Raw genomic sequence first — 12,827 nt, forward strand, 5'->3', positions numbered from 1 at the left:
TAAAGATTTACGTTTTCATTTTGATATTTTTTTAAAGAAAGATAAAACCTCTATTTTGCACCACCCTATAATAGAGTAATTATGAAAAATATCAACTTCAGACAGCAAGTTTTACCCCATATCATAGCCGTACTGGCATTTTTTACCATTTCAATTTTATTTTTCAATCCGCTTTTTTTCGGGAATAAAACGCTTGATCAGCACGATATCACACAATGGAAAGGTAGCGCTCAGGAACTTGAGAAGTTCAGAGAAGCTACGGGTGAGGAGGGTCTATGGACCAATTCCATGTTTAGCGGTATGCCGGCCTATCTGGTCAACGTTCGCTGGAGTGATGGGATCGTTACCGGCATAAAAAAGGTGGCCGCATTGTTTTTACCACATCCCGTTTGGAATATTTACCTCGCCTTTCTTTCATTCTACATCCTGCTACTGGCGTTTAAAGTGAGACCGTACCTTGCTATTGGCGGGGCGCTGGCATTCGGCCTCTCCTCTTTTCTCATAATAGGTCTTGCTGCGGGACATAATGCCAGAATAGGAGCTATAGCTATGATGCCTCTTGTACTTGCAGGTATCCATATCACTTTCACGAGAAACCGAATACTCGGTTTTGGAGTTACCACCACAGCCGTTGCACTGGAACTCAGGGAGAATCACCTGCAGATAACCTATTACCTGATCCTGATGATAGCTGTCTACGGTGTGGTAATGTTAATAGACGCTATAAAAAAGCAGGAGCTCAATAGCTTCCTGAAAAATACTGCTCTTTTGATCCTTGCCGCAATCATAGCACTAGGTACCTTTTTTGGTAAATTTTGGGCTACATACGAATATAGTAAGTATTCGATGAGAGGGGAGTCTGAGTTGACAGCTACTGTGGAAGCTGGTGAAAACAGCTCAGGCCTTAAAAAGGATTATGCCTTTCAGTACAGCTATGGCATTTTGGAGCCCATGACCCTCTTGATCCCCGACTTCTACGGTGGCGCTAGCTCCCATTTCCTGGTACAGGATGAAGACAGTGAGGTACTTAAGGCGCTCCAGCGTACAGGCGACCCTCAAGCTGCCAATCAACTGGCTCGTTATACCTCCGCCTATTGGGGAAACCAGCCGCTTACTGCGCCATATTATGCCGGCGCCATCATCTGCCTGCTATTTGTTATCGGTCTCTTATTCGCTGACAAAAAGTATATTGTTTGGCTTACTATTATTGCTGCACTGGGAATCGTCTTTAGCTGGGGCGATAGCTTCAAGGCTTTTAACTATTTTATGTTTGATTATTTTCCGGGTTATAACAAATTCAGGTCCGTTACCTTCGCTCTTATAATGACCCTCGTGGCTATGCCGCTACTGGGGTTTATAGGATTAGAGCGACTTTTGGAGCAAGGAATAAACAAAGCAACCCAAAAAAAACTTTTTATAGCGCTGGGGACTACCGGCGGGCTGTGCCTGCTAGTGGTCGTCTTTGCAGGAATGGCGTCCTTTGAAAAAGAAGGCGAATCACAGTTACCCATATGGTTTCTGAATGCTCTGCAGGAAGACCGTGAAAGCCTGATGCGAGGGGATGCATTACGATCATTGGGTTTCATACTGGCTGCTTTCTTTGTGATCTTCCTTCACCTTAAAAAGAAGCTATCTTTTGGTATTGTTGCCGGGCTACTCTCCTTATTTATCCTGGTTGACATTTGGGTGATTGACAGGCGATATTTTAATGAGGATAACTATAAAAGAGAACGGGACAACTCATTTTTTGCCCTTACTGATGCAGATAAAGAAATAAAAAGAGATGAAGACCTAAGCTACAGGGTATATAACCTGCAGGGTGCATGGAATGAAGCACGAACATCATATCACCACATGTCATTAGGAGGATATCATGGAGCCAAACTCAGGAGATATCAGGACCTGTACGATTACTGCCTGCAAAATGAAACTGGCGAACTGATAAAGAGTTTGCAAGCCGGAAATCGCGATTTGAGCAGCTTCGGAGTGATCAACATGCTGAATGCCAAATACCTGACTTTTGGTCCGGCAAAGAATAATATCATTAAAAATCCGGAAGCCCTGGGCAATGCATGGTTTGTATCGTCCGTTGAAAGGGTAAATTCTCCTGATGATGAGTTGACGACCACATGCAAAATTAACACTAGAAATAGGGCAGTTATTGACGTGTCAAAATTTAATGTTCCGGAAAGCATCAACTATGACAGTGCTGCATCAATTGAGCTCACAGACTATCAACCTAACAGATTGGAGTATGACTCCGAAAGCAATACAGACGGGCTGGCTGTATTTTCGGAAATATATTATCCAAAAGGCTGGACAGCAACTATTGACGGCAGTGAGGTGGAAATATTACGAGCTAACTATGTACTGAGAGCCCTTCAAGTACCTAAAGGAAAGCACACTATTGTATTCAAATTTGAACCTGAGGCGTATTTTGTTGGCAATAAAGTGACGTTAGCGTTTTCGGTACTACTCTTACTGGTTTTCCTTGGCAGTTTAGGGTGGACAATCAAAAAACAGCTTTAATTACCGTCTCTCCTTTCTGTCACTTCATGCCACTACTTCTCCAAAGCAAAGTAGTGGCACGAATGCTTACAGGAATCACCACTATTGGTTCTTCAAAGCTCCCAACCGCTTCAACAATGGTGGGTGTGAATAATACATAAACACATAAGCCGGATGCGGATAAAGGTTGCTCAGATTATCCACCGATAACTTTTTTAATGAAGCTGCCAGAGCGGAGCCTCCATAGGTCGTTCCAGCGTAAGCATCGGCCTCAAATTCATTCTTACGGCTTATTACATTGCTGATAATCCCCAACACTTTAGATATCGGTGAATATAAAATACCAAATGCCAGCAGGTTGAGATGTACCCCCATTTGCTCAGCTCCTAATGCCAGGGAGAGATTTTCATTATAGATCATTCTTGACATAATGAATAACATAATGCCGATCTGAAGTATAGAAAAAATGAAGCTGCCAATGATGTGTTTCTTTTTAAAGTGTCCTACTTCATGAGCCAAAATAGCTACCAACTCATCCGTAGAGTGGTTCTCTATCAGCGTATCGTATAGCACTATTTTTTTCCTCTTACCGATCCCTGAGAAAAAAGCATTGGCCTTTTTCGACCTCTTTGACCCATCGATCACAAAAATATTGTCTAGTGGAAAATTGACTTTCCGGCTGTAGTTTTCAATGGCTGTTTTCAGCTCACCCTCCCCCAGAGGAGTCAGTTTATTGAATAAGGGCAACACGAGAGAGGTGTAGAACATGTTCACAAAAAGGATGAACAGTGCCGCCACTACCCAAAAGTAGACCCAAAAACTCTCTCCTATATTTAGAATAAGATACAATAATAAGCCGATGAGCAAACCACCGATCGCTATGGTTAGCAAGTATCCCTTAAGCTTGTCCATAATAAATATTTTCGGTGTTGTTTTGTTGAAGCCATACTTTTCCTCGATCACAAAGGTCTGATAGATCTCGAAAGGAGTATTGAGCAGGTCCGATGCCAGAAAAAGGATTCCAAAATAGCTTAATGCCAGATATATCTCATTTTCAAAAAAAGGTCTTAGCAACTCGTCTATATAACCAAAGCCTCCTGTGATTAGTAGCAGAAATGAAACAATAAAGCTGAACGTTGCTGTTAAAAATGAAAACCTGGTGAGGGTACGTTGGTACTCCCTGGACCGCTTATATTCGTTACGGTCATAAAAAGCAGCGATATCATCAGGTATATCATCCTTAGCTGACCTTAAGTTGATGTATTCCAACACCTGTTCAAGCAAAAAATCAGCAGTGATTATGATCAGTACAATGGTCAGTATAGATTCCGGAGTCATCACCTTGTAGGTTTAGTTTGCGCAAAAGTAAGAAACTACTTTAAGAAATAACATTATACATGAAGACCTCAGCAATCCCGTTATTAGACTTTTTCCCAAATTGACCCCAAATAAAGTATTGAATGATTGATTTTATTCAATTTTGAAAGGTACATCTCGGGTGGTATGTAAGTTGCAGGTAAGTTTTTATTTGATAAGACTTATGAAGTGGGTTAGGATATTAAGTATAAAAATTCAGCGACTGTTAAAAAAGGATCTTCTCCTGGTCACGCTACTTTTCCTCCTCGGATTGATGGTGCTGTTTTTTGAGATCTACTCTCAATGTTAGTACCATTCGCTTACACAATCTATTTAGAATGTTTTAAAATAGATCGGCAAAATTGCTTGATAATCCTTTCAAACGTACCTTTGGCAAGGTTTAATTTTAACAATTTAAAATCTTCAAAAACTACACCATGAGTTGGTTCACGAACGCTATGTCCAGCACCCTTGGCAAGAAAGTCATCATGGCTTTAACGGGGTTATTTCTAGTTATTTTTTTAGTAGTACACCTTTCAGGAAACCTACAGCTATTACTTGATGATGATGGAAAGGCATTTAATGTTTATGCCAGATTCATGACTTCCAATCCCCTGATAAAAACTACTTCATTTATATTATATGCCTCCTTTTTAATTCATATCATCTGGGCTGTTATCCTTACCATTAACAACAAAAAAGCCAGGCCTGTTGGTTATGCAAAGACTAAACCATCTGCCAATAGCACCTGGAGTTCAAGGAATATGGGTTTTCTAGGAACAATAGTTTTTATTTTCCTGGTTATTCATCTGAAGAACTTTTGGTATGTAATGCACTGGGGACCGATTACAAGCGTCAACTATGACGGCCAGGAATACAGGAATTTATTTGCTACTGTGGAAGCTGTCTTTTCTCAATGGTGGTATGTAGCACTGTATGTTGTGAGTATGATAGGCTTAATGTTCCACCTATATCATGGTTTTTCGAGCGCCTTCCAAACCTTAGGGCTTAATCATGTAAAGTACAACCCTGCCATTAAATTTGTTGGCGTAGCTTTCGCAATCATAGTACCGGCCATGTTTGCCGCTATTCCCATTATCATATTTTTGAAAACCTTATAATCGAACTAATAAAACTGTCTGATAGATGAAGTTAGATTCTAAAATACCAGAAGGGCCTATAGCTGAGAAATGGGCTAAGCATAAATTCAATATAAAGCTGGTTAACCCTGCCAATAAACGAAAATATGATATTATCGTAGTAGGTACCGGCCTTGCCGGAGCATCAGCGGCAGCTTCCTTTGGAGAACTTGGCTACAATGTAAAAGCATTCTGCTTCCAGGACAGCCCTCGAAGAGCACATAGCATTGCAGCTCAGGGAGGTATTAATGCTGCAAAAAACTATCAAAATGATGGAGACAGCATTTTTAGGCTGTTTTATGATACTGTAAAAGGTGGTGACTACCGTTCAAGAGAAGCTAATGTGTATCGTTTAGCTGAAGTAAGTGTTGACATCATCGATCAATGTGTAGCCCAGGGAGTTCCATTTGCCCGTGAATACGGGGGTTTGCTAGCTAACCGTTCGTTTGGGGGTGCGCAGGTTTCCAGAACATTCTATGCCAGGGGCCAAACCGGACAGCAGTTGCTACTTGGTGCCTATAGTGCGCTTAGCCGGCAGGTAGCCAATGGTAAGGTGAAGATGTATTCCCGCTATGAAATGCTCGATCTGGTAATGATCGATGGCAAAGCAAGGGGTATTGTCACCAGAAACCTGATTACAGGAGCCATTGAATCACACAGCGCGCATGCGGTAGTACTGGCAACGGGTGGTTATGGAAACGTATTCTACCTCTCTACCAATGCTATGGGCTCTAACGCCACTGCAGCATGGAGAGCTCATAAAAAAGGCGCTCTATTTGCAAACCCCTGCTATACGCAGATCCACCCTACCTGTATTCCCGTTTCAGGCGATCACCAGTCAAAGCTGACTTTGATGTCTGAATCACTCAGAAATGACGGTCGTGTATGGGTGCCTAAAGATATAGCCGATTCTGAAAAGATCAGAAAAGGACAATTGAAACCAACCGATCTTTCTGAAGATAAAAGGGACTATTACCTCGAAAGAAGGTATCCATCTTTCGGTAACCTGGTGCCTCGCGATGTAGCTTCGCGAAATGCCAAATATGTGTGTGATGAGGGCAGAGGAGTAAGCACTACCGGACTGGCAGTATATCTTGACTTTGCAGATGCTATAAAAAGAGATGGACGCGCTACCATAGAAGGGAAGTACGGAAATCTTTTCGACATGTACCAGCAGATCACCGGTGATAACCCTTATGAGACACCAATGAAGATATACCCTGCAGTACACTATACTATGGGTGGCCTGTGGGTTGATTATAACCTGATGACGAATATCGATGGCTTGTATGCTATTGGAGAATGTAACTTCTCAGATCATGGCGCTAACAGGCTTGGGGCCAGCGCTTTGATGCAGGGACTTGCCGATGGTTACTTCGTAATTCCTTATACCATTGGCGACTACCTGGCTACCATGCCGTATGAACGTATCTCTACTGATCATGCAGCCTTTAAAGAAGCTGAGGCAAAAGTGAAGGCCACCAACGAGAAACTTCTTGGCATCAAAGGAAAGAGAACTGTGGATGAATTTCACAAAGCATTGGGTAATATTATGTGGGAATACTGCGGTATGTCCCGAAACGAAGAAGGCCTTAAAAAAGCAAAAGTAGAGATACAAAAGTTGCGAGCCGAGTTTTGGGAAGACGTAAATGTGTTCGGCTCCAATGATGAGCTAAATCAGTCTCTGGAAAAAGCCAATCGCGTTGCGGACTTTTTAGAGCTGGGAGAGCTAATGGTAGATGATGCCTTGAACAGAAGCGAGTCCTGCGGTGGCCACTTCAGGGAAGAATCCCAAACAGAGGAAGGTGAAGCCAAGCGAAAAGATGATGAATTCTCTTACGTAGGTGCCTGGGAGTACACTGGTCCTGAAAAACCTGCAGTGCTTCATAAAGAAGACCTGGCCTTTGAAAATGTAAAACTAACGCAAAGAAGCTATAAGTAATGTTATCGGTTAATGGTTAATCGTTATTAGTTAATGGTTAAAATAAAGACTTTTGAAGATTTGGAATGCTGGCAGTTATGCACAGAATTGCGCAGGTTAATCTCGGAACTGCTTGCTGATTTCCCCAAAGATGAAAAGTTTTTGTTGACAGATCAGATGAAAAGAGCATCCAGATCAGTAACTAACAACATTGCAGAAGGATATGGACGATTTCATTTTCAGGAGAATATTCAATTTTGCAGACAAAGCAGAGGCTCGTTGTATGAACTTCTTGATCATACAATCATCGCCTTAGACGAAAAGTACGTCACCCAATCAGAGTACGACAAAGTAGTGGAGCAAATTAATAGATCTCTGGCTGTCTTGAATGGCTACATTAACTATCTGACACGTGCAAAAAATAACAGTAACAACGATTAACCATTAACCAACAACTATTAACGAATTTATAAACTATCAACGAATTTCGTGATGAAAATAACACTCAAAGTTTGGAGACAAAAAAATGCTCAGGATAAAGGTGGGCTGAAGACCTATCAGCTAGACGATGTATCTCCTGACATGTCTTTCCTTGAAATGTTTGATGTACTGAACGAGCAGCTTGTAAAAAAGGGAGAAGAGCCTGTACACTTCGACCATGACTGCCGTGAAGGTATCTGTGGAATGTGCAGTATGTACATCAATGGCCAACCTCATGGCCCTAAGCAAACCACTACCTGCCAGCTTCACATGAGAAGTTTTAAAGATGGCGATACTATTGTAGTAGAACCCTGGAGAGCCCAGGCATTTCCTGTGGTGAAGGACCTGGTGGTGGATCGTACCTCATTTGACAGGATCATTCAGGCTGGTGGTTATGTATCTGTCAACACAGGCGGAATACCTGATGCCAACGAAATACCCATCCCAAAAAAGATTGCTGATGAGGCTTTCGACTCAGCTACCTGCATTGCTTGCGGAGCATGTGTTGCTGCCTGCAAAAACGCTTCGGCTATGCTGTTTGTCAGCGCCAAAGTATCTCAGTTGGCACTGCTACCTCAGGGTAAAGTGGAAAGGAAGAGCAGGGTTGAAAATATGGTAGCTCAAATGGATGCAGAAGGGTTTGGAGCTTGCACCAACACAGGAGCATGCTCAGCAGAGTGCCCAAAAGAGATCAGCCTGGAAAATATAGCTCGACTAAACCGGGAGTATATCAAAGCTAAATCTAGCTCGGATAATATCTGATACTGACCGTTTCGGTCTCCAAAAAGTCATCCCGGCTGGAAATGACAGATCATTTCTAAGTCGGGATGATTTTTGTTTTATACCATAGTAAGTAGGCTTTTAACTCATCTGCCCGAGAAGTTTATTCCATCACTTAGCCTCGGCCTGTAACGCTCCAGGGCCGCGAGGCCCCGCATCGCAATTCGGACGGTGTTGGATCCCTCACATACCAACGCTGACCCAAAGATACAACAAGGTCCTCATGACGATGCTGATATCTTATTTTTCATCTGATTCCAACTACTTTCATTTGAATCAAATCAAGCAAAGCCAAAAAACTGCCTCAATTTAAAAGACGCTCCCATATCCGAAAAAGCCTGCCAATCATTTATAATAGTTGTTCACTACTATCAACGAATAGATAGCTCCCGGCAGCCAGAATAATAGCGTTAGCAAAAGGCTGATCCAGAACTTATCTACGATACCATAGGTCAGGCCTACAGCAAGAGGTGGAATAAGCACAGCCAAAATCATCATCAGTACATATTGATCGCTTTCATTGTGCCCTTCAATTTTCCTGATCTCCTTAACTTCTTCTTTTACCGCTTTCCTGATTTCCTTACTGGCTCTTTTTTTCTCTTTTCTTAGTTCCTTCCTGGTAGCCTTAGATTCAAGGCCTGAACTCTCGATCTCTTCTACCCTCTCCTTATGCTTTTTCACTAATTTCTCTATTGAGGGGTTGGGTACAACAGTTAACACTCTGTCCTTACTTACAATGGCGTAACCGGGTTCTTCACCCTTAGCTTCCATTCTTTTAATCTCCACAGGCGTATTTTCCTGTGCAATTTCTACTTCGTCTTCCTGACGGACAGCGGGCTCCTCAGCTTTCGACTGATAAAAGGTGCCGGAGTTAGTAAAATGTGCACCATATTTTGGAGCACACGAATAAAAAACCACCAGCAAAAGACTCCCTGTTAATAATTGAAGTATGGTAAACTTTTTCATAGCTGTATTTCTTAGTTTTACAAAACGATTGGTAATAGTAATACAACGACATCAACGAATTGTTCAACTAAAACACCAGATCATCAGCCTTTTAATATGAATAATACAAAAATAGTAGTTACCTGCTCCCCACGTATAGCCCCTGTTTTGGAAAAAGAAATTAACCAACTCGGCTACACCGATACTGTGGCCAGTCATCAAAGTGTGGAATTAACAGGCAACTTTGATGACACCCTAAAGCTCAATATGCACCTGCGAACGGCCAATAGAATATTATTTTTGATCAAGAGTTTTCGTGCTGACCATCCCGATCAATTATACAAAAGGCTAACCAGTATCCCGTGGGAAGACTATTTTGATGTTGATGGTTATATAAGCATTAAAAGTTTCGTCAGTAATAAATTCATTCAGGATGTTCGCTTCGCCAGCCTGCGAGCAAAAGATGCCATTGTAGACCGTTTTTCCGAAAAATTTGGCAAAAGGCCCAACTCCGGGAAAGACTTATCTCAAACAGTCATTTTCCTGCACTGGCAGGATGAAAATGCCAGCATTTATATCGATACCTCAGGAGAAACCACTGCTAAGCATGGCTACAGGAAAATACCCATGAAAGCACCAATGATGGAATCTTTGGCTGCTGCTACCATCCTGGCTTCTCACTGGAACTGTAATAGTCCCTTTATCAATCCGATGTGTGGCAGTGGCACCCTGGCGATAGAAGCCGCTCTTTTGGCTACAAATCATGCCCCGGGGCTATTCAGAGATAACTTTGGTTTCATGCATGTAAAGCTGTACAAACCACATATTTGGGAAGAGCTAAAACACCATGCAAAGCGGCATATTAAGGACACACTTAATTTTAAGATAATTGCTACAGACCTGAACCCGGAAGCAGTATCTGCGGCACGCTATAATGCTCGTGAAGCAGGGGTAGAAGCATTTATCGACTTTGATGTCTGTGATTTTAGAAAAACAGAGGTTCCGGAGGGAGAAGGAGGTGTAATTTTCATTAATCCGGAATATGGTCAGCGCCTGGGAGACGAAGTTCATTTGACACCGATTTACCAGGAGATCGGAGACTTCTTCAAAAATAAATGCCAGGGTTATACCGGGTACATCTTCACCGGAAATATGAACCTGGCCAAGAAGATAGGGCTAAGGACCAGGCGTAGAATTGAATTTTTCAACGGTAAGATAGACTGTCGACTTTTGGAATATGAATTATATGCCGGTAGCAAAAAAAATATTATCTTGGATAGATGATCAAGAGGCTGCGAAAGATAGGTAAAAGGTTATATTATTCTTTCCCTGTTCAACTACTGTTAAACCATTTCAAGAGAAACCATGTGCTATTGCTGTGCTGGGTGGTACTTTTTGCTATAATTTCCGGTAATTTTGGCAACTACCTGGGCATTCCTTACCTCTTTCTGGATCCTGTATACCTGAATAAAGTTAACTTCTCGGGCTTTTTTATCATGGGGGTGACTCTGGCAGGCTTTAGTATAGCATTTCATATCACCAGCTATATCACTGATGGCCATCGCTTTTCATTTATTGGAGTTTTACCAAAGCCGTTTACGGTTTTTAGCCTTAACAACAGCATTATACCATTTATTTTCCTCTTTAGCTATGTGGTGTATATCATACAGTACCAGGTATCCAATGAGTTCATTACTGATGATCTCCTCTTTAAAAACCTGTTGGGCTTATTGTCAGGGTATGTTATTATGACACTGGCGATATTCATCTACTTGTGGTTTACCAACAATGACATCTTCAAATATGTTGTTTGCAAGGTAGATGAAAAGCTCAAGCAAAACATAAAAGTCACCCGGGCAAGTGCCATGAAAAAGCTCAATATTGCCAAGAAAAAACAGATAAGAGTGGATAGTTATCTGAATCTTGACTTTGAAGCCAGAAAGGTGGATGATTCAGAAAGATTTTATGACAGGAATACCATACTGCAAGTATTCGATCAAAACCATTTTAACCTGGTGATCATTGAGCTACTTATCCTGGTGCTTCTTTTATTAATGGGTATTTTCAGAGACCAGGAAGTATTTCAACTACCGGCAGCGGCCAGTTTTGTCCTCCTTTTAACCATCTTTGTAATGTTCTCAGGTGCATTTTCCTACTGGTTCGGAAGCTGGTCTCCAACCATCGCAATTATTGTCTTGCTTATTGTCAACTCACTTGTTAAGGAAGGAATGTTCAATAAAACTTACAAAGCATTTGGGTTAGACTATTCAACCCAGTTAGCCAGCTATAACCTTCAGCGTATTAATCAGCTCAACAGCAAAACAAATCAGGAGCAGGACAAGCGGGAAACACTGAAGATCCTGGACACCTGGAGAAGTAAATTTCCAAAAGAAGAAAAGCCCAGGATGGTGTTTCTGTGCGTTAGTGGTGGCGGACAGCGGGCAGCGTTATGGACGCTTAATGCTCTGCAAAAGGCTGACAGCACTACTGAAGGACGGTTAATGAAAAATACGATGTTAATCACGGGGGCCTCCGGGGGCCTCATCGGAGCCAGCTATTACCGGGAGCTCTACCTGAGGCAACTCAGTGACAATACTATTGATCACTATGCAAAACTCTATCGTGATAAGATCGGCAGTGATAATCTCAATGCCATAATCTTTAGTTTATTGATGAACGATGCTTTTGTAGGCATGCAAAAATTTAAATATAATGGCTATGAGTATGCTAAAGACCGAGGATATACCTTCGAACAGCAGCTCAACAAAAACACAGAATTTATACTTGACAAAAAGCTTATCGACTACCGGAAACCCGAAAGAGAAAGTAAGATCCCGATGATGATCATGGCACCTACAATAATTAATGACGGACGAAAACTTTATATTTCCTCTCAGCATATATCCTATATGATGGAAACGGTAGACTCTACATATACCGGAGAAAAGGTGAGTGGTGTCGAATTTTTGAGATTCTTTAAAGAACAGGAGAGCGAAGAATTGAGATTTCTCAGTGGCTTGAGAATGAGCGCCACCTTTCCATACATCACGCCTAATATTACATTACCCAGCGAACCCCCCATTGAAATCATGGATGCTGGCATTACTGATAATTTTGGCATTTCTGATGCTGTCAGGTTTTTGTTTGCCTTTAAAGACTGGATCGCCCAAAATACAAGGGGTGTCGTATTTGTTTCAATAAGAGATTCTGAAAAGAACGGCCCTATCAGCAAAGAAACAAATCTCTCGCTTTTTGAACGCTTCACTCTACCTATCAGCAGCATCTATCAAAATTTTGAAAGCCTCCAGGATATTACCAACGATAACAAAATTGAGTATGCCAAATCCTGGTTTAAAGGTGAGATAGAGCGGGTTGATATTCAATACATCCCTCAGGATTATGCCAAGGAAAATCTGTCTACATCTGATAGCCTGAGGATGGAGAACGTTCAACGTGCTTCATTAAGTTGGAGACTTACAGGACGTGAAAAACGAAGTCTGATAGAAAATATCCACACTAAAAAGAATGAAGAGGCCCTTCAAAAGTTAAAGAACCTGCTTAGCGATAACTCCGTACCTGCTTCCATTTTGGTCAATCAGTAGTTGGCACCGTGCGCACAAGGCTAACTAATGATTGTTAGTAAAATCACCAATAATTCAATAATTTTGCAGCTCAATGCGAAAATTGTAGAACCGATT

9 protein-coding genes are annotated in these 12,827 nt (G+C 41.7%); 7 read left to right on the plus strand and 2 right to left on the minus strand.

Annotation, left to right across the window (positions count from 1 at the left end; translation table 11 throughout):
- Positions 1 to 81: 81 nt before the first annotated feature.
- Positions 82 to 2,529, plus strand: a complete 2,448-nt coding sequence (locus C900_RS18055; RefSeq protein ID WP_009581579.1) for a YfhO family protein — start codon at positions 82 to 84, stop codon at positions 2,527 to 2,529.
- A gap of 81 nt (positions 2,530 to 2,610) precedes the next feature.
- On the opposite strand, the gene C900_RS18060 is transcribed toward C900_RS18055, so the two are convergent.
- On the minus strand, positions 2,611 to 3,846 hold the full coding sequence (locus tag C900_RS18060; protein ID WP_009581580.1) for a M48 family metallopeptidase: 1,236 nt from the start codon (positions 3,844 to 3,846) through the stop codon (positions 2,611 to 2,613).
- A gap of 455 nt (positions 3,847 to 4,301) precedes the next feature.
- Between C900_RS18060 and C900_RS18065 the strand changes: the two genes are divergently transcribed.
- The 4 genes from C900_RS18065 to C900_RS18080 are packed head-to-tail and all read left to right on the plus strand — an operon-like array spanning position 4,302 to position 8,166.
- A complete protein-coding gene (locus tag C900_RS18065; RefSeq protein WP_040497054.1) occupies positions 4,302 to 4,985 on the plus strand; it encodes a succinate dehydrogenase cytochrome b subunit in 684 nt (227 codons plus the stop codon).
- Positions 4,986 to 5,010: 25 nt separating this feature from the next.
- A complete protein-coding gene (locus tag C900_RS18070) occupies positions 5,011 to 6,945 on the plus strand; it encodes a fumarate reductase/succinate dehydrogenase flavoprotein subunit (RefSeq protein WP_009581583.1) in 1,935 nt (644 codons plus the stop codon).
- 33 nt (positions 6,946 to 6,978) lie between these two features.
- Positions 6,979 to 7,365, plus strand: a complete 387-nt coding sequence (locus tag C900_RS18075) for a four helix bundle protein (protein ID WP_009581584.1) — start codon at positions 6,979 to 6,981, stop codon at positions 7,363 to 7,365.
- 51 nt (positions 7,366 to 7,416) lie between these two features.
- Positions 7,417 to 8,166: a succinate dehydrogenase/fumarate reductase iron-sulfur subunit gene (locus tag C900_RS18080; RefSeq protein WP_009581585.1), complete on the plus strand. Its 750-nt coding sequence runs from the start codon at positions 7,417 to 7,419 to the stop codon at positions 8,164 to 8,166.
- A 363-nt stretch (positions 8,167 to 8,529) separates the two neighbouring features.
- On the opposite strand, the gene C900_RS30655 is transcribed toward C900_RS18080, so the two are convergent.
- Complete coding sequence (locus C900_RS30655; protein ID WP_009581586.1) at positions 8,530 to 9,150, minus strand: YqaE/Pmp3 family membrane protein; 621 nt, start codon at positions 9,148 to 9,150, stop codon at positions 8,530 to 8,532.
- Positions 9,151 to 9,246: 96 nt separating this feature from the next.
- On the opposite strand from C900_RS30655, the gene C900_RS18090 reads away from it, so the two are divergent.
- Both C900_RS18090 and C900_RS18095 read left to right on the plus strand, forming a co-directional pair.
- Entirely contained in the window at positions 9,247 to 10,413 is a 1,167-nt protein-coding gene (locus C900_RS18090) for a THUMP domain-containing class I SAM-dependent RNA methyltransferase (RefSeq protein ID WP_009581587.1), read from the plus strand.
- Positions 10,410 to 12,731, plus strand: a complete 2,322-nt coding sequence (locus C900_RS18095; protein ID WP_040497055.1) for a patatin-like phospholipase family protein — start codon at positions 10,410 to 10,412, stop codon at positions 12,729 to 12,731. Before C900_RS18090 ends, C900_RS18095 begins: the two co-directional genes overlap by 4 nt.
- Positions 12,732 to 12,827 lie beyond the last annotated feature (96 nt).

Source organism: Fulvivirga imtechensis AK7 (assembly GCF_000331535.1).
GTDB classification, from domain to species: domain Bacteria; phylum Bacteroidota; class Bacteroidia; order Cytophagales; family Cyclobacteriaceae; genus Fulvivirga; species Fulvivirga imtechensis.

Bases quoted from the DNA above. Each gene is read 5' to 3' on its own strand.
- C900_RS18070 (WP_009581583.1), top strand. From the start codon at position 5,011: ATGAAGTTAGATTCTAAAATACCAGAAGGGCCTATAGCTGAGAAATGG.
- C900_RS18060 (WP_009581580.1), bottom strand. From the start codon at position 3,846: ATGACTCCGGAATCTATACTGACCATTGTACTGATCATAATCACTGCT.
- C900_RS30655 (WP_009581586.1), bottom strand. From the start codon at position 9,150: ATGAAAAAGTTTACCATACTTCAATTATTAACAGGGAGTCTTTTGCTG.
- C900_RS18080 (WP_009581585.1), top strand. From the start codon at position 7,417: ATGAAAATAACACTCAAAGTTTGGAGACAAAAAAATGCTCAGGATAAA.
- C900_RS18075 (WP_009581584.1), top strand. From the start codon at position 6,979: ATGGTTAAAATAAAGACTTTTGAAGATTTGGAATGCTGGCAGTTATGC.
- C900_RS18055 (WP_009581579.1), top strand. From the start codon at position 82: ATGAAAAATATCAACTTCAGACAGCAAGTTTTACCCCATATCATAGCC.
- C900_RS18095 (WP_040497055.1), top strand. From the start codon at position 10,410: ATGATCAAGAGGCTGCGAAAGATAGGTAAAAGGTTATATTATTCTTTC.
- C900_RS18090 (WP_009581587.1), top strand. From the start codon at position 9,247: ATGAATAATACAAAAATAGTAGTTACCTGCTCCCCACGTATAGCCCCT.
- C900_RS18065 (WP_040497054.1), top strand. From the start codon at position 4,302: ATGAGTTGGTTCACGAACGCTATGTCCAGCACCCTTGGCAAGAAAGTC.